This window comes from Corynebacterium sp. HMSC056E09 (assembly GCF_001813425.1).
GTDB lineage: Bacteria > Actinomycetota > Actinomycetes > Mycobacteriales > Mycobacteriaceae > Corynebacterium > Corynebacterium hesseae.
In genome coordinates, this window is record NZ_KV812490.1 from 238,277 (window position 1) to 254,750 (window position 16,474).

The 16,474-nt window shown below is 60.1% G+C and carries 15 protein-coding genes; 8 read left to right on the forward strand and 7 right to left on the reverse strand.

The window, feature by feature from the left end; translation table 11 throughout:
• Window positions 1–15 precede the first annotated feature (15 nt).
• The gene (locus HMPREF2912_RS04060) at window positions 16–837 is read left to right on the forward strand and encodes an ABC transporter ATP-binding protein (RefSeq protein ID WP_070683337.1); all 822 of its coding nucleotides are present in this window, start codon (window positions 16–18) and stop codon (window positions 835–837) included.
• A complete protein-coding gene (locus tag HMPREF2912_RS04065; protein WP_246816458.1) occupies window positions 834–2,423 on the forward strand; it encodes an ABC transporter permease in 1,590 nt (529 codons plus the stop codon). Before HMPREF2912_RS04060 ends, HMPREF2912_RS04065 begins: the two co-directional genes overlap by 4 nt.
• 89 nt (window positions 2,424–2,512) lie before the next feature.
• On the opposite strand, the gene HMPREF2912_RS04070 is transcribed toward HMPREF2912_RS04065, so the two are convergent.
• Window positions 2,513–2,962: a DUF2631 domain-containing protein gene (locus tag HMPREF2912_RS04070; RefSeq protein WP_070683339.1), complete on the reverse strand. Its 450-nt coding sequence runs from the start codon at window positions 2,960–2,962 to the stop codon at window positions 2,513–2,515.
• Window positions 2,963–3,153: 191 nt separating this feature from the next.
• On the opposite strand from HMPREF2912_RS04070, the gene dxr reads away from it, so the two are divergent.
• The 5 genes from dxr (at window position 3,154) to map (ending at window position 9,619) form a co-directional block, all read left to right on the forward strand.
• On the forward strand, window positions 3,154–4,320 hold the full coding sequence (dxr, locus tag HMPREF2912_RS04075) for a 1-deoxy-D-xylulose-5-phosphate reductoisomerase (protein ID WP_070683341.1): 1,167 nt from the start codon (window positions 3,154–3,156) through the stop codon (window positions 4,318–4,320).
• A gap of 15 nt (window positions 4,321–4,335) precedes the next feature.
• Window positions 4,336–5,544 carry a M50 family metallopeptidase gene (locus HMPREF2912_RS04080; protein WP_070565574.1) on the forward strand — a complete coding sequence of 403 codons (1,209 nt, stop codon included), beginning with the start codon at window positions 4,336–4,338 and terminating at the stop codon, window positions 5,542–5,544.
• 64 nt (window positions 5,545–5,608) lie between these two features.
• Window positions 5,609–6,772 (forward strand): flavodoxin-dependent (E)-4-hydroxy-3-methylbut-2-enyl-diphosphate synthase, encoded by a 1,164-nt coding sequence (gene ispG, locus HMPREF2912_RS04085; protein WP_070565576.1) that lies wholly within the window; start codon window positions 5,609–5,611, stop codon window positions 6,770–6,772.
• Window positions 6,773–6,829: 57 nt separating this feature from the next.
• The gene (locus HMPREF2912_RS04090; protein WP_070683343.1) at window positions 6,830–8,680 is read left to right on the forward strand and encodes a penicillin-binding transpeptidase domain-containing protein; all 1,851 of its coding nucleotides are present in this window, start codon (window positions 6,830–6,832) and stop codon (window positions 8,678–8,680) included.
• A gap of 69 nt (window positions 8,681–8,749) precedes the next feature.
• Window positions 8,750–9,619: a type I methionyl aminopeptidase gene (gene map, locus HMPREF2912_RS04095; RefSeq protein WP_070533153.1), complete on the forward strand. Its 870-nt coding sequence runs from the start codon at window positions 8,750–8,752 to the stop codon at window positions 9,617–9,619.
• Window positions 9,620–9,742: 123 nt separating this feature from the next.
• Here map and HMPREF2912_RS13175 read toward each other — a convergent pair whose 3' ends face one another.
• The 6 genes from HMPREF2912_RS13175 to HMPREF2912_RS04125 form a co-directional block, all read right to left on the reverse strand.
• The gene (locus HMPREF2912_RS13175) at window positions 9,743–10,177 is read right to left on the reverse strand and encodes a hypothetical protein (protein ID WP_230310860.1); all 435 of its coding nucleotides are present in this window, start codon (window positions 10,175–10,177) and stop codon (window positions 9,743–9,745) included.
• Between the two features lie 47 nt (window positions 10,178–10,224).
• Window positions 10,225–10,578: a hypothetical protein gene (locus HMPREF2912_RS04105; protein WP_070596906.1), complete on the reverse strand. Its 354-nt coding sequence runs from the start codon at window positions 10,576–10,578 to the stop codon at window positions 10,225–10,227.
• Window positions 10,579–10,825: 247 nt separating this feature from the next.
• Window positions 10,826–11,257: a hypothetical protein gene (locus HMPREF2912_RS04110; protein ID WP_070683345.1), complete on the reverse strand. Its 432-nt coding sequence runs from the start codon at window positions 11,255–11,257 to the stop codon at window positions 10,826–10,828.
• A 48-nt stretch (window positions 11,258–11,305) separates the two neighbouring features.
• A complete protein-coding gene (locus HMPREF2912_RS04115) occupies window positions 11,306–11,710 on the reverse strand; it encodes a hypothetical protein (RefSeq protein WP_070596908.1) in 405 nt (134 codons plus the stop codon).
• A gap of 349 nt (window positions 11,711–12,059) precedes the next feature.
• Entirely contained in the window at window positions 12,060–13,436 is a 1,377-nt protein-coding gene (gene mtr, locus HMPREF2912_RS04120; RefSeq protein ID WP_070683347.1) for a mycothione reductase, read from the reverse strand.
• Window positions 13,437–13,495: 59 nt separating this feature from the next.
• Window positions 13,496–14,497, reverse strand: coding sequence for an alpha/beta hydrolase (locus tag HMPREF2912_RS04125; RefSeq protein WP_180952023.1), 1,002 nt, complete (start codon window positions 14,495–14,497; stop codon window positions 13,496–13,498).
• A gap of 301 nt (window positions 14,498–14,798) precedes the next feature.
• Between HMPREF2912_RS04125 and mqo the strand changes: the two genes are divergently transcribed.
• Window positions 14,799–16,301, forward strand: a complete 1,503-nt coding sequence (gene mqo / locus HMPREF2912_RS04130) for a malate dehydrogenase (quinone) (RefSeq protein ID WP_070683351.1) — start codon at window positions 14,799–14,801, stop codon at window positions 16,299–16,301.
• The last annotated feature ends 173 nt before the right edge of the window (window positions 16,302–16,474 follow it).

Sequence of the window (16,474 nt, forward strand, 5' to 3'; positions counted from 1 at the left end):
TTCTTGATACCGTTAATGCTTATGACTCATCCTTATCGCGAGGACTTAGCGGCAGATCCACGCACCCAAGCTTTAGCGGTGCGCGATCTGCGCAAGTCTTTTGGTTCTCAGATTGCCGTCAACAGCCTCAACCTGGATGTACCGCGCGGTTCCATCTACGGAATTGTGGGTCCCAATGGCGCGGGCAAAACCACGATGCTGACCATGGCGTGTGGCCTCCAGCGCCCTGATGCCGGCCACAGCTTCATCGCCGGCCACAACGTGTGGGAGGAGCCCATCCCCGCCAAACAGGCCATGGGGCTGCTCATGGATGGGGCGCCGGTCTTTGACCGTCTCACTGGCGCTGAATACCTTCACTACCTCGGCGCCCTTCACAAGTTGGAGCGCTCCGAGTCGCTGCGCCGTGCGCAGGAGCTTCTCGATGCCCTCTCCCTCTCCGAGGCCGCCGATAAACGCATCGCGGACTATTCCGCCGGCATGACCAAAAAGATTCTCCTGGCCGGGGCCGTCCTGCACAACCCGGAGGTGCTTATCCTTGACGAGCCTCTGGAAGCCGTGGATCCGGTCTCCGGGCGCCTCATCCAGCAGATGCTGCGCGCCTATGCCTCCCGCGGCGGCACGGTTATTTTGTCCTCGCACGTCATGGAGCTCGTCGAGGGGCTGTGCGACCACGTCGCCATCATCAACGGCGGCCAAGTCATCACCGCGGGCCACGTCGACGATGTCCGTCAAGGCCAAAGCTTGAGCGACCTGTTTATCGCGGCCGTCGGCGGGCGGGACCTGGATGCCTCGAAGTTTGGGTGGCTGCGCTCGCCAGCGGCAGGTGAGGCTGAATGACATCCACTCTGTTCAGCCTTCATCGCACTCTGTGGTGGCGAAGCGTTTCTTCCAATCCGGCGACGCTCATGATGGGGCTCATGATGCTGATCTACGGAGCAATCGGCCTCTTTTCCATCGCAGCCATGGTGTATGCAGATATCACCACGCCCGGACACGGCTACCAAGCACTGACCGTCGGCGTGGCGGGCGGCATGCTCATTTACATACTCCTCGCTCTCTTTATGCCGGCGGGGGAGAATCAATTGAGCCCGACAACTCTGGGAGCCCTTCCTCTGACTCCCCGTGAGGTCCTTCCGGGCTTGTTCTTCTCCGGTCTGCTGACCACCCGCGCCATCATGTCGGTCGTCTTTTCCCTGGTGTATGCGATCATCGGCAGCATTTTCCTCATCCTGACAGGAACCGGGTGGGCTGCGGTGCCCTTCGTCGTGGGCATGGTGCTGTCGTGCGCGACGACCATCATCGTTGGCGAATGTCTTGGCCAAGTGGCTTCCGCTATCGCGGATTCCCAAAAGTCGCGCACCCAAATTGCGGCGATGGTGGTTATGGGCCTGCTGGTCTTTGGCATGCTGCAGGCACAGAGCGTCCTCGAGTCCTTGCCTCCGCTCGATTCGGTGGGCACCATCATGGCCTGGACCCCGTTGGGTGCCGGGGTGGGGTGGGCGCTCGCGCTTGCCGACGGCCACCTCATCACCGCCCTATCCCAACTACTGATCGCGGTGGGCAGCCTTGTCCTGCTGGTATGGGCATGGTCCCGTCAGATAGGCGGCCTCATGCGCAACCCCGGAACAGGCGGTGACGCAGCCAGCGAAGTGACGGGCAAGGGTGTGTCCAAGTTGGAGTTGGGCGCTTGGTCTTATTCCAGCCCGGCGGCGATGGAATACTCTCGCGCACTGCGTTATCTCACCCGCGATAAGCGGCAAACCGGCATGCTCTACACGATGCCTTTGTTTGGCGTGCTGACCCTATATCAGTTGTGGAAGGGCGATGATTTCACCGCATATTTCATGCTGTGCTTCAGCGCGATCGTGCTCTCTTCGCTCTTGGCTAATGATTATGGCTTCGATGGGCCGTCGAATTGGGTCCACATGGTGGCGCCGGTTGCTCCGCGTACCATCCTTCATGCGCGCCACCTCGCACACGTCACTATTCCCTTGATCGGGTTTGTGCTGCTTGCTGTAGTGGTTCTTGTCTTTAGCGACAACTTCACCTTGGGCATGTTGTGCACAGCTGTGGCTCTAGGCGTGTTCATTTCCACGGCGGCGGTGGGCTTGGGACTGACCGTGCTCAACCCTTATCCCTTGTCAGCCCCGGGACAGAACCGGTGGAATGACAAATCCGGCTATTCCGCTGGCGCTTTCTTCACGGCGTTCGTCGGCATGATGCTGGTGTGGGTGCCCGCGCTTCCCGGCATCGTAGTTTCTGCCCTCAGCTATGAGCGCGGCGGCTGGCTGCTGTATGCCGCTGTGATAGTTTCTCTGCTGGTTCCGTCACTTGTCTACGCCGCTGTCTGGCGCTTCGCCGGAAAGAGGGCGCAGGAGCGAACCCCGGAGATTTACGCCACGGTAAACCGTTACGTGAGCTAGGGGTTGAGCAGATAGTACAAAAGCTCCCTTCCATGTGCAGTTCATTCATGAACTGCGGGAAGGGAGCTTTTGTTTACAGCGAAGAAGCTTTAGTTAGCCACCGGCTTGGCAGCGTGGCGGCCGTCGGACACGCCGCGGAGGTGAGCGACGCGGGAGGGCTCAATGTTGAGGGCACGCAGCTCGTCATCGGTCAGGGAAGCGTAGACGTTGCCAACGGTCTTCTGCTCGTATGCCCAGTCCGGCTCCTCGTGGCCCACCGGCTTGTTGCGGGCGGTCAAGGTGCGTACCTGGGAGAGCTTCGGCTGCAGAGCGTAAATGACCAAGCCGAGGGCGATGAGGACTGCCAGGGCGATAAGCCAGACCGTCTCTACGTGGCCCTTATGGTTACCAAAGTTATACGCAAGCAGGAACACGACGGACGTCCAACCGGCGATCTGTACGCCCGAGCGGCTGATGCGGGACCAACCGAAACCTGCGGACGGGACGTCATCGGTGGATACGCCGTCGAAAACCTGCGATGCCGGCTTGTGGGAAGACACTTGCTCTCCTTTGCGTGTACATGCGGCTCGCCCTGGTTAGAACTAGTTGCGTGAGGCGAGCGCACGAAAATGCCAGTTATTCTGTGTAGTAGTTTAAATGATCCCACCGATAACCGCGATTAAACACCCCCGCCTATCGTTATCGGAGCGCACGGGACTCCGACTAGGGGTGACCGGCTAGGGTTGAGAGGGTGAGTACCCAACGCATTCTTATTCTCGGCTCTACTGGCTCGATCGGCACCCAGGCTCTGGACGTTATCGCGGATAACCCGGATAAGTTCACAGTCGTAGGCATTGCCGCCGGCGGCTCCAACCCGCAGCTCATCATCGAGCAGGCTCGTGCCCTCAACCTTTCGTTTGACCACGTGGCCGTCGCCAAGCCCGATGCGGCACGCACCGTCTCCGAGGCCCTCGGCGGCACCGTGCTCTCCGGCCCAGATTCCGCAGAGCAGCTGGTCCGGGCCATCGATGCGGATAAGGTCCTCAACGCGCTCGTCGGTTCAATGGGCCTAGCCTCCACGGTCGCGACTTTGGAAAAAGGCGAGCTTCTAGCGCTAGCGAATAAGGAGTCCCTCGTCGCCGGTGGCTCCATCGTGACCCGCCTGGCGGGGGAGGGTCAGATCATTCCGGTGGATTCCGAGCATTCCGCCATGGCGCAATGCTTGCGAGCGGGCAGTGATGTGGAGCTTGATCGCCTCGTCCTCACCGCCTCCGGTGGTCCCTTCCGAGGCTGGACCCGCGAGGAGATGTGGGATGTCACCCCGCAGCAGGCTGCGCAGCACCCAACGTGGTCGATGGGGCAGATGAACACCCTGAATTCCGCCACGCTGGTCAACAAGGGCTTGGAGCTCATTGAGGCCACGCTGCTTTTCGACGTCTCCCCAGAGCGCATCGAGGTCACCGTCCACCCCCAGTCCATCGTCCACTCGATGGCAACGTTCACTGACGGCTGCACCATCGCGCAGTGCTCGCCACCGTCGATGAAGCTGCCGATCTCCCTCGCATTGGATTGGCCGCGCCGCGTGCCGGGTGCCCAGCCGGCATTGGATTTTTCCACCGCGCATGATTGGCGCTTTGAGCCGCTGGATGATGAGGCCTTCCCGGCCGTTCGCTTGGCGCGCGAGGTTGCCGCCGCCGGAGGTACCCACGCTGCCGTGTACAACGCCGCCAACGAGGAGGCGGCCGCGGCCTTCTTGGCGGGGCGCATTCACTTCCCGGAAATTGTTGACGTTGTCAGCCACGTCGTGGATCAGGCCGCGCAGTTCGCTGGTGTACCCTCTAGCGTCGATGATGTCCTCGCCGTGGAAGGCGAGGCCCGCCGTCGCGCCAACGCGATGGTGGATTCGCTCGCTCGTTAGAAAGCCCTACGATCTATGGCAAATGTCCTCGGCATAGTTCTCTTCGCCTTGGGGATCGGCATCACCGTTGCCCTGCACGAGGCCGGTCACATGTTTAGCGCTCGTGCCTTCGGCATGCGTGTGCGCCGCTATTTCATCGGCTTCGGTCCGCGCGTTGCGTCCTTTACGCGTGGACACACCGAGTATGGCCTCGCTGCCTTCCCGGTGGGTGGTTTCTGCGATATCGCAGGCATGACGGCGCAGGATGAGTTCCTCACGGAAGAGGAAAAGCCCTATGCCATGTACACCAAACCGGCGTGGCAGCGCATCATCGTGCTGGCCGGCGGCATCACCGTCAACCTGCTTTTAGGATTTATTATCCTGCTGATCATCGCCATGACGACGGGTTTGCCCAACCCAGACGCGGATGTGCGCCCGCGCGTTGGCGAGGTGTCCTGCGCGGCGAATCAGAAGGCCGATGGCGAACTCGAACCGTGCCAGGGTGTAGGCCCTGCTGGTGAGGCGGGCGTGGAACCTGGGGACATCATTCTCGCGCTGAACGGCGAGACCATGGACTCCTTTGCGCAGCTTCGCGATACCGTCATGAGCTACCCCGGTGACACTGTCACCCTCAAAGTCGAACGCGATGGCGAGCCGCGTGACTTCGACATCACACTTGCTACAGTGACTCGGCTCAATGCCGAGGGGCAATTGGTGAAGGTCGGTGCCATCGGTATGAGCAACCAGATTATCGATATCAGGGAGACCTACTCCTTCGTCGACGCCTTCCCGGCGACCGCCCGCTACTCGGGCTATGCGCTCAACGCCACGGTCCAAGGAATCGCGCAATTCCCAGCCAAGATCCCGGGCGTGGTGGCCTCCATCTTTGGGCAGGAGCGCGATGTTAACGGACCAATGTCTGTGGTGGGAGCCTCCCGGGTGGGCGGCGAGTTGGTCGAGCGGAGCCTGTGGTCATCCTTCTTCATGATGCTGGCCACCCTCAACTTCTTCCTCGCGCTGTTTAACCTCATCCCACTCCCGCCGTTCGATGGCGGCCATATCGCCGTCATTATTTATGAGAAAATCCGCGACGCCCTGCGCCGCCTCATGGGCAAGGACCCGAAGGGGCCCGCGGATTACACCAAGCTCATGCCGGTGACCTATGTGCTGGCTTTCCTCCTCATGGCGGTGGGTGCTCTCATCATGATTGCGGACGTGGTTAACCCAATCCGGCTGTTTGGCTAGTGATCCACCTGCGGTGCGCGGTGCTAGAGTAGGGGCGTTAAAACCCAATTAGCAAGGAGCACACATGTCGACCCCTATTGGTCTTGGAATCCCCGACGGCCCGCCTCCCACCCTGGCGCCGCGCCGCAAGACGCGTCAGCTCATGGTTGGCCAGGTGGGCGTGGGCTCTGAACACCCGATTTCAGTGCAGTCGATGACCACGACGAAGACGCACGACGTCAACGCCACCCTTCAGCAGATTGCACAGCTGACCGCGAGCGGCTGCGACATCGTTCGCGTTGCCTGCCCGAAGACGGTTGATGCGGAGGCTTTGCCGGCGATTGCGCAGAAGTCCCCGATCCCGGTGATCGCAGATATCCACTTCCAACCCAAGTACATCTTTGCCGCCATCGATGCCGGCTGCGCTGCGGTGCGCGTCAACCCGGGCAACATCAAGGAATTTGATGGCCGCGTTAAAGAGGTGGCGAAGGCCGCCGGCGATGCCGGTATCCCGATTCGCATCGGCGTCAACGCGGGCTCCCTGGATAAGCGCATCATGGAGAAGTACGGCAAGGCCACCCCGGAGGCTCTCGTCGAGTCTGCGTTGTGGGAGGCCGGCCTCTTCGAGGAGCACGGCTACGGCGATATCGCCATTTCCGTCAAGCACAACGACCCCGTCGTCATGGTGGAGGCCTACCGCCAGCTCGCCGCTCAGTGCGACTACCCGCTGCACCTCGGCGTCACCGAGGCCGGCCCGGCATTCCAGGGCACCATCAAGTCTTCCGTGGCTTTCGGCGCCCTGCTCGCCGAGGGCATCGGTGACACCATCCGCGTGTCCTTGTCGGCGGATCCGGTCGAGGAGATCAAGGTCGGTGACCAGATCCTGCAGTCCCTCAACCTGCGCCCGCGCAAGCTCGAGATTGTTTCCTGCCCGTCCTGTGGTCGCGCACAGGTGGACGTCTACAAGCTCGCCAACGAGGTCACCGAAGGCCTCGACGGCATGGAGTTCCCGCTGCGCGTGGCTGTCATGGGCTGCGTGGTCAACGGTCCGGGCGAGGCCCGCGATGCCGACCTCGGCGTGGCCTCCGGTAACGGCAAGGGCCAGATCTTTGTCAAGGGTGAGGTCATCAAGACCGTTCCCGAGTCCAAGATCGTGGAAACGCTCATCGAAGAGGCAATGCGCTTAGCTGAAGAACAAGGTTTGGAAGCTGTGGAGGGCGCCAAGGCTGAGGTCCGCGTTACCAAGTAACCCACCTGCGGTGTGGGGCGGCCGTCTAGCCGCCCCAGGCTGCTACGCTGCCCAAGCATGAAGAGGTTCGTGGCGCTGCTCGGTGCGGCAGGTATCGCGGCGTCGTCATTGGTGGGATGCACCCCCAAGCCGGTGTCCGCACGTCCAGTCGCTGAGCAATTCCTGGAAGACATGGAAACCCGCAATAATGAGGACTTGGCGCAGCTTGTCGATGATGGCAGCACAGCTACGAACACGCTTGACGCAACCTTCGCGGGCCTGCAAGCGGAGGGGCTCGACGTCGAATTGACCGGGGTTGATCAACAAGAGGCCCAAGCCACCGCGCACTATTCGGTGACGTGGACCCTGCCTCGCAATCGTTCCCTGCGCTATGACACCTCGATGGCCTTAACGCGCAAGGAGAAAGACTGGACGGTGCGCTGGCAGCCCAGCATTATCCATCCCGATCTCGGCGCGCACCAACACCTCGAATTGCGCTCAATTGCGCCGAAACGCGCCGGCGTGGTCTCCTCCGATGGAGTGGAACTCATGTCTCCGGGCTTGCAATACCGCCTCGTTGTCGATACCGACGCCGTAGACGACCCACGCCCCGTCGCCGCGAAAGTATCCGGCGCGCTGAGCCAAGCTCATCAAGAGGATGATTCCATCCCGGAGATTGACTCTGGTGAGCTAGCCAAGAATCTCGAGGAGGTCGATGGTTCCTACTCAGTCACCATGCTCAATGAGGCTCAGGCAGCGCGGCTGCGCCCGGTTCTGGAGAACCAGAAAGGGATCCGCTTCAACGAGGAACCCGCGCTTATCACGCGCGATACTGGCTTGGCCCCGGACATCCTCGCCCGCGTGCGCTCCATGGTCTCCGAGGAGGTCGACGGAACAAATGGATGGTCCGTTTCTGTCGTCAACGAACACGGAGCCGCGCTTTCCGACGTCGAGCATCACGAACCCGAGGCAGCTCCGTCCATCAAGGTATCGCTGGACTATGACGTCCAGCGTGCCGCGCAAGAAGCCGTCAATCAGCGTGCTGAATACGAGGCCATGCTCGTGGCCATGCGCCCTTCGACCGGCGAGATTCTAGCCGTGGCCCAAACCCCGGAGGCAGATAAGAAGGGCGATATCGCCCTCCAAGGTCAGTTCCCACCGGGTTCGGTGTTTAAGATCATTACGGCCTCGGCGGGCGTCGACAAGCAAGGCCTGTCTCCAGACTCTATCGTTCCGTGCCCCGGCACCATGGAGCTGTATGGGCGCACCGTCACCAACTACAACGGGTTCTCCCTTGGCTCGGTGCCGCTGCGTCAAGCCTTTGCACAATCCTGCAACACCACTTTTGCGCAGATCTCAACGGATCTGCCGAAGGGTGAGCTACGTGATGTGGGCAAACAATATGGTCTGGGAATTGACTATGAGGTGCCGGGCTTATCGACGCTCACCGGCTCCGTCCCCGAGGGCGAGACACCCCTCGAGCGCACGGAATCTGGTTATGGACAGGGCCTCGACCTTGTCTCTCCCTTCGGCATGGCGCTTGTCTCCTCGACGGTCGCGGCGGGCAAGACCCCGACGCCGACGCTTATTGAGTCACGTGAGACCAAGGTGTCCGAAAAGGTCCCCGCGCCCAGCGAGGAAACATTGACTCAGGTGCGGGACATGATGCGCCAGGTGGTGGCAAGCGGTACGGCATCAGGGATGCAGGCGCAGGGCACCGTCTACGGCAAGACCGGTGAAGCGGAGATCAATGGTGGCTCGCATGCCTGGTTCACCGGCTACCGCGACGACGATATCGCTTTCGCAACTCTGGTTGTTCTGGGCGGTGGCTCGACGATTTCGGTCAACATCACGGACAATTTCCTGCAGCGCCTCGACGCCCTCCGCGCGGAAGGCCACGGCGAGGTGGCCCCCGCACAAGAGCAGTAGCGCGTCGTAGTCAGCGCGCCTGTGGTGTCCTTTGTCGGGCGCTGGGGAAGAGGGCTACCATGAGTAGTTATGACTAAGCGCGCGATGCTGAAGCAAGAAAAAGATACTCCAATCCGCAAGGTACCGAAGGACATTGAGCGCCCGGAGTACGTGTGGAAGGACTCGGTCCAGGAAGCCCAGGGCGAGCCATTCGTGCAGACCCCAGAGGTTATTGAGGCCATGCGTGAGGCCTCCCGAATCGCCGCCAATGCTCTCCAGGAGGCCGGAAAAGCAGTGGCGCCTGGCGTGACCACGGATGAGATCGACCGCGTGGCGCACGAGTACATGTGTGACCACGGTGCTTACCCGTCGACTTTGGGCTACCTGGGGTTCACGAAGTCCTGCTGTGTCTCCCTCAATGAGATTGTCTGCCACGGCATTCCGGACACGACGGTGATTGAGGATGGAGACATTGTCAATATCGACGTCACTGCCTTTAAGAACGGTGTCCATGGCGATACGAACGCTACGTTCCTTGCCGGCAACGTCACCGAGGAACACAAGCTGCTGGTTGAGCGCACCAAAGAAGCGATGATGCGTGGCATTAAGGCCGCGAAGCCCGGCCGTGAGATTAACGTTATTGGACGCGTGATTGAGTCCTACGCTCACCGCTTTGGCTACAACGTGGTCACTGACTTTACCGGTCACGGCGTGGGCCCCACCTTCCACAACGGGCTGGTCGTGCTGCACTATGATTCCATGACCTACCGCGACATCCTCGAGCCCGGGATGACCTTGACCATCGAGCCGATGATCAACCTGGGCTCCCTGGATTATGAGATCTGGGATAACGGCTGGACCGTCCAGAACACCGATGGCAAGTTCACTGCCCAGTTCGAGCACACCATCGTCATTACCGATGACGGCAACGAGATCCTCACTTTGCCGGACGAGGCCTAGCGTTTAAGCGCCAGCGTTTAAGCGCCGAGCGCTTAAACCTAGCCAAGATGAAACAAAGCCCTCCACCTCCCGTGCACTACACGGTGGGGTGGAGGGCTTTGTGGTGCCAGTAAAGAGCGCTAACTAGAAGGAGACGTTCTTCAAAGCCTGGCCAACGTAGTCCGGAATCATGCCGGAGAACACGGCGTAGTTGTAGCCGGCGACTGCGGTGGAGACAGCGGCAGCGGCGACCATAGCGATGGTGCCACCACGCCAGAGGTCCAGCCACTGCGGAACCTGGGACTCGTTCTTGGTGGAGCCGAAAGCGTCGGCGCCGTTGCCGGTGATGTTGCCGTCGGTCACGCCACCCAGCTTGGAGGAGAGGGAGCCCTCGCCCTCAGAGGAGAGCGCGGAGGACATTTCGGAGGAGGTAGCGTCCTTCTGGAGCTCCTCCTGAACCTGCTGCTCGGTCAGGCCGGAGCCCTCAACAGCCTCAGCGGCGGAAGCAACGGTGGTGCCAGCGAAGGCGATGGTAGCGGCGGTTGCAGCAGCAACGGCGGCGGTGCGGAATTTACGCATCTTGAGTAAAGCCTTTCAGAAAGTGGGTTAGAAGGGGAAGGGGAGAACTACATGCCGTACTTGAGGTAGTTCAGTGCCGGGCCAACCAGACCACCGGCGATGGTGATGATGGTGGCGACGATGCCGATGCCAGCGAGGGCCTGTGCCCACTTCGGCTCACCGGAGATAGAAGACTTCTGGCCGAAGATGTTCTGGGCGTTGGCTTCCTTGTCGGCGTCGAGTGCCTTGCCCAGCTCGGAGGAGCCGCCCGCCTTCTGGTTGCCCTGCTGCTCACCAGCGGTTGCGGAAGAGTTGGTTGCGGAGTCGTTGCTGCTGCCCTCTGCAGCGGAAGCAACGGTGGCGCCGCCGAATGTAACAGCGAGAGCGGTAGCACCGGCAATGGTGGCCTTGCGAATGCGCATAGTGTGAATCCTTTTAAACATCGTAGGAACTGCAGTAACTATAGGGTGCCCCAAGTCACTTGAGCGATTCTAGCGTAAACATTGGAGGGATTCACGGAATTCCTATCATTAATATGCCCGCATATCCCGCTTAAAGCGTCCCAGCTACTCAGCATTGGGCCCAAGCATGCAAAAGCGCCCATCCTCACGACAAGAGGATGGGCGCTAGAAAAGTGCGCTGAACTAAGTCAGCGTACCCGCAACTTAATTAGCGGCGGAAAATCGGATCCAGCACGTGCTGCGGGATGATGTTGTTGTACACAGCGTAGTTGTAGGCACCGATGATAGCGCCGATGACGGAGGAGACGCCCAGGGCGATAGCACCCTTCTTCCACTTGGAAGCCCACTCCGGCATGTTCGGGTCGGTCTCGGTGCCCCACATATCCTCGCCGGTGACCTTGTGCTCAGGTTTAACGACAGGCTTGCCGTCCTCGCCCTCTTCCCATGCGCCCCACTTCTTACCCAGCTGGGTAAAGGAGCTGGAGGAGCCCTCGTTGGAGGAGCCCTCGTTGGTGTTCTCGGTCGAGGAGGTGGTGCCCTCGTTGGTGTTCGCGGTCTCTGCGGAGGCAACGACGGTGCCGCCGAAAGCTACGGTGACAGCGGTAGCAGCTGCAACGGCTGCAGTGCGGAAGTTACGCATTGTGAAAATTACCTTTCGGAAGTTTTGGTGAAGCCGTGTGGCTGTTGCTTAGAAGGACGGGCCGTGTACGAGGAAGTTGTGTACGGGGCCGATGATGGTGCCGAGCAGAGTGCCGAGGCCAGCAACAACGGTTAGACCGTAGAGGATCTTTGCCCACTCCGGCTGGCCGGAGAAGTCCTTGGAGGAACCGAAGATGGCAGTGCCGTCGGCTGCCTGGTCGCCCTCAACCTTGCTGCCAATCTTGGAGGACAGGGAAGGCGTGTAATCCTCAGGGGTGGTGTCGGCTTTGCCGCCCGGAGCGGTATTAGACTGGCTCTGATTAGACTGGCTCTGGTCCTCAACGGTGACGGTGTTATCGCCCTGCTCAGTGGTCTCAGCGAAAGCGACGGTGGAGCCGCCGAAGGCAACAGCGAGAGCAGTAGCGCCGGCGAGGGCTGCATTGCGGATACGCATATCAAAAGTCCTTAGTGTCGTACGTGCAAGGCCTCTGGTTGGGAGGTCTTGATTTACAGGGATAGGGATTAGTTTGGTATCCCCAAAACACACTGAGCCGGTAGAGAGTATCGGCTCGTTCCGGTGTCCGTAATTAACCTAGCCAACGGTCAGGCAAAATGCACGTCAGTTTGAGCGTTCTTTTATCGCCTGCCTGTTATTACCCCCGAAATGGGTGAGTTTCGTAAAGGTTTCTGGTAGATGTTGCTGGCGTTAAAACGTGCTTGTAGTGGTGTTCAGCGGGAATGGTGAAACTAGTTCAACGCCAATGTGAAAAACGTCACTCATTTCGATGTAACTTTCACTCCAGCTACTCTAGTCCCAAAACTGCGTTTTCCACTACTTCTGGCAGTGCCGGATGGATCCAATATTGAGAGCGGGCGAAATTGCGCATGTCGAGGTCGTAGCTCATCGCGGTGATCAGTTGCTGTATAAGGGTGGAGGCCTGTGGGCCCATGATGTGGGCGCCGAGGAGCTTGCCGGTCGCCCGGTCGGCCACGAGCTTGCAGATGCCCGTTGAGTCTTCCATGGCCCAGCCATAGGCAACGTCGCCAAAGTTTTGCACCTTTACTGTGACGTCGTAGCCCTCCTCGCGGGCTTGCGTCTCAGTGAGGCCGACCGTCGCAATCTGTGGGTGCGTAAAGACGGCGGCGGGAACGTGTTCGTGGGGCATGGGCTGGAGATCATCCGGGTGCAGCAGATTATGCTGCACTGCTCGTTGCTCCGCATTGGCCACATGCTTGAGCATGTATGGAGATGAAACATCCCCGAGCGCCCATACGCCTTCACACGTTGTGCGGCCGAACTCGTCGACCTTAATGCGTCCGTCCTCGTGCATCTCGATGCCGCTGGCGGAAAGATCCATCTGGTCGCCGTTGGGCTGGCGTCCCGTGGCAACGAGGATGGCTTCTGCCTCCACGGCGTCCCCGCTATCCAAGGTAAGGCGTACTCCATCCTCGGTTTCATCGAGCGCTGTGGCGGTGCCGATGCGGACGTCGAAGCGCTTGCGTGCGATGTCGTTGAAGCGGGAGCTTAGGTCCTCATCGAGGAAACGGAGGAATTTCTCCGAGCGGTTGACCACGGTGACGTCGGTCCCCAGGCCGTCGAAGACGTGAGCAAACTCCATGGCGATATAACCGCCACCGACCACTATGAGGCTGCGCGGCTGCTTCTCAAGCCGCATGATGTCTTCGTTGGTGTGAACCGGGGCAGTGGCGCTGGCATAAGGCTCGGGTAGCACGGGACGTGAGCCGGTAGCAATGACAATATTGTCACCGGTGATGATGTCCTCACCCGCCTGCAGGGTCTTTGGCCCGATGAATCGGGCGTGCTGATCGAAGACTGTAATATTAGGCGTTTCCTCGCCGCGGCGGTACTCTTCGCCGCCTCGGGCGATCTGATCAATACGGTTGTGGAACACGCGCTTGACGATGCCCTCCCAATCCACCGCATCCACGTGGGCGCTGAGCCCAAGGCGCGTGGCCTCGCGCGCGGCAAGCGCAACGTCGGCGGCGTAGACGTACATCTTCGTGGGGATGCAGCCTACGTTGAGGCACGTGCCGCCGAAAGTTCCCTTCTCAATGATGGCGATGGATTTATCGTCAAACTCGGGAGAGGGGATTGAATTTCCCGAGCCGGTGCCGATGATGACGAGATCAAAGTGCTGTGCGGAAGTCATGCCGATCATTCTAAAGGTTGACTAGCCGCAAACCGTGCAGGCTTTAAGGGAGCGCGAGGCGCGGGAAGTTAATCCGTCTCAAGTGGTGCTACTGTCCTCAACCATTCCGCCGTGGTGGAGAGAGCGTCTTGTAGCGGCTCGGGGCGCGAGAGGAAAAGATCGTGGCGCCCATTGTTGACAACGTGGAGCGTGTAGCGAGCACTGAGCTCCTTGGCCCAGCGCTGGCTTTGGCGTACGTCGACCACAACATCGGCGGTATTGGAAGACTCGCTGTATGGCCGGTTGAGCTCGGAGCGCCCAGAGGTCATAGTGAGCAGCGGAAGCCCAATGTTGACGCGGCCGGAGTGGATTGCGTCGAAGCCGCGGAAGACTGCCGCAACCCAACCCAGGAACTTGGGGTGCCCGCCCAACGGCTTCAGGCGAAGATCGAAGTCCCAGTCACCCTGTTCCCCGGAATAGACTGACTCCCCATAGGTTGTGAGGGCACCGGCGGGTATTTCGAGTCGTGGGGCGATGGCAGCGCCGGCATAGATAACGTGCTTGAGTGCCTCAAAGGCACTATTCGGTATTCCCATCATGGCAAGCCAGGGGCTGTTGAACACGACACCAGCGATGCGTGCGAATCGCTCGCGATCATGGCGGCGAAGGCGATCGAGCCAGAGCGCAGTGATGGTGCCAGCGGTGGAGTGGCCCATGATGATGGCACGTTGGTTGGGGAGGGCATCGAGAGCCGCGTTGAGATCAGCGTCGTAGTACTGCAAGTCGCTGATGTAGTGCCAGGTCTGTCCGTCTCGTCGAGAGCGTCCGCACTTGCGCAGGTCGAGGGCGTAGAAGGCATAGCCGAGCTCATAAAAGTACCGCGCCACGTGGTCGTGGAAGAAATAGTCCGTCATCCCGTGGACCCACAGTAAGGCGGGCCGATCATCATGGGCATCGCCGCTGGGGCAATAGCGCACGAGCGTCGCGCAGACATTGCCTTCGCCGTCAGGGTCGGTGCCGAGTTCGAGTGAGGCGGCCTGGAAGTCATGGCCGAGGATATCTTCTGACCATTCGAGTTCGTTATGCGTCATGGGATTCATGATAGGTCGCGCGGCCAGATGCGTCCGACAGGGCGGAGCGCCGCCGAAAAATGCCCTGCACCACAAATGGGGTAGCAACTTCGAATTCGGGCATTTATTCATTCAGGAATGCCTATTTCGCAATTAGGGGCGTAAAGTGGAATTAATGCTTGACGGACCTTCCGCAGGGGTGGTCTGTATGCCAGCTTGGACCCTAGCATCGTCGAGCGCTTTCTCACCGCGCCCTGTGCACCCACATGTGCGGGGCATTTGACCACATCGAATACATCGACTTAAAGAGGTAATAAGTACAGTGTCCTCCGATAAGAAGACAGCACAAGTAGTAGACGAGGTTGAGGTCGCACTCATTGGTGCAGGTATTATGAGCGCCACCCTCGGCGCCATGCTGCGTGAGCTCGAGCCCAGCTGGACCCAGATGGTCTTCGAGCGCCTGGATGGCCCTGCGCTTGAGTCCTCCTCCCCGTGGAATAACGCTGGTACTGGCCACTCCGCGTTGTGCGAGTTGAACTACACCCCGGAGAAGAACGGCCGCATTGATGTTTCCAAGGCCATGAACATTAATGAGAAGTTCCAGATCTCGCGCCAGTTCTGGTCCCACCAGCTCAACAACGGCATTCTTACTGACCCGAAGGCCTTCATCAACCCAGTTCCGCATGTGTCCTTTGCGCAGGGTTCCATCCAGGTTGACTACCTGAAGCGCCGCTTCGATGCGCTGAAGGACAATCACATGTTCCCAAACATGCAGTTCAGCGATGATGACGCTACCTTCCAGGAAAAGCTTCCCCTGATGTCGCAGGGCCGCGACTTCAACGCCCAGAAGGTCGCCATTTCCTGGACTGAGGTTGGTACCGACGTCAACTTTGGTGCCCTGGCCAAGCAGTTCTTCACTGCGGCTAAGGCAGCAGGCACCGAGATCCGCTACGGCCACGAGGTCGTTGATATCAAGCGCGATGGTTCCAAGTGGCGCGTGGTGGCAAAGAACCTGCACACCGGTGACTACGAGGCTATCCACGCCAAGTTCGTCTTTGTGGGCGCAGGCGGCTACGCGCTTGACCTGCTGCGCAAGGCTGGGGTCCGTGAGGTCTCTGGTTTCGCAGGCTTCCCGGTTTCCGGTCTGTGGCTGCGCTCTAAGAACCCGGATCTGATTAAGCAGCACCACGCCAAGGTTTATGGCAAGGCTGCCGTGGGCGCTCCGCCGATGTCCGTGCCGCACCTGGATACCCGCGTCATCGATGGCGAGCAAGGCCTGCTGTTTGGCCCGTATGGCGGCTGGTCCCCGAAGTTCCTCAAGAAGGGCTCCTACCTGGACCTGTTTAAGTCCATTCGCCCGGATAACATCACCTCTTACCTGGGCGTTGCTGCACAGGAGTTCGGCCTGACCAAGTACCTGGTTACTGAGGTCCTCAAGGACTTTGACAAGCGCGTCGAGACCTTGAAGGAGTACGTCCCGAGCGCAGATCCGGCAGATTGGGAGACCGTCATCGCCGGCCAGCGCGTCCAGGTGATTAAGCCGGCGGGTGCACCGCAGTTCGGCTCCTTGGAGTTCGGTACCACCCTCATCAATAACCCTGAGGGCAACATCGCCGGCCTGCTCGGCGCTTCCCCGGGAGCGTCCATCACCCCGGCCATCATGGTGGAGCTGCTGGAGCGCTGCTTCGGTGAGCACATGATCCAGTGGGGCGATAAGATTCAGGAGATGATTCCTTCCTACGGCACCAAGCTCTCCAAGGACAAGAAGCTCTACAACGAGATGTGGGAGTACACGCAGAAGACCCTGCAGCTTGCGTCCAAGTAATTTCTCCTTTCGGCTCGTAGGTGCTTGCCTCGCAGGTAATTCTCAGCAACTGGCAGGGAGCGTCCAGTGCACCGGAACGCTCCACCAAGGAGAGCGCCCCATAATAATGGTGTGCGTTTGAGAGAGCGCATGCGAGAGAGATAGAGAGAACCCCAGCCGCGCGGGGCGGTCGG

What these genes read in the sequence shown, in the direction of transcription:
- HMPREF2912_RS04060 (WP_070683337.1), top strand. Translation starts at nt 16, where the DNA reads ATGCTTATGACTCATCCTTATCGCGAGGACTTAGCGGCAGATCCACGC.
- HMPREF2912_RS04065 (WP_246816458.1), top strand. Translation starts at nt 834, where the DNA reads ATGACATCCACTCTGTTCAGCCTTCATCGCACTCTGTGGTGGCGAAGC.
- HMPREF2912_RS04080 (WP_070565574.1), top strand. Translation starts at nt 4,336, where the DNA reads ATGGCAAATGTCCTCGGCATAGTTCTCTTCGCCTTGGGGATCGGCATC.
- ispG (WP_070565576.1), top strand. Translation starts at nt 5,609, where the DNA reads ATGTCGACCCCTATTGGTCTTGGAATCCCCGACGGCCCGCCTCCCACC.
- HMPREF2912_RS04090 (WP_070683343.1), top strand. Translation starts at nt 6,830, where the DNA reads ATGAAGAGGTTCGTGGCGCTGCTCGGTGCGGCAGGTATCGCGGCGTCG.
- map (WP_070533153.1), top strand. Translation starts at nt 8,750, where the DNA reads ATGACTAAGCGCGCGATGCTGAAGCAAGAAAAAGATACTCCAATCCGC.
- HMPREF2912_RS13175 (WP_230310860.1), bottom strand. Translation starts at nt 10,177, where the DNA reads ATGCGTAAATTCCGCACCGCCGCCGTTGCTGCTGCAACCGCCGCTACC.
- HMPREF2912_RS04105 (WP_070596906.1), bottom strand. Translation starts at nt 10,578, where the DNA reads ATGCGCATTCGCAAGGCCACCATTGCCGGTGCTACCGCTCTCGCTGTT.
- HMPREF2912_RS04110 (WP_070683345.1), bottom strand. Translation starts at nt 11,257, where the DNA reads ATGCGTAACTTCCGCACTGCAGCCGTTGCAGCTGCTACCGCTGTCACC.
- HMPREF2912_RS04115 (WP_070596908.1), bottom strand. Translation starts at nt 11,710, where the DNA reads ATGCGTATCCGCAATGCAGCCCTCGCCGGCGCTACTGCTCTCGCTGTT.
- mtr (WP_070683347.1), bottom strand. Translation starts at nt 13,436, where the DNA reads ATGATCGGCATGACTTCCGCACAGCACTTTGATCTCGTCATCATCGGC.
- HMPREF2912_RS04125 (WP_180952023.1), bottom strand. Translation starts at nt 14,497, where the DNA reads ATGACGCATAACGAACTCGAATGGTCAGAAGATATCCTCGGCCATGAC.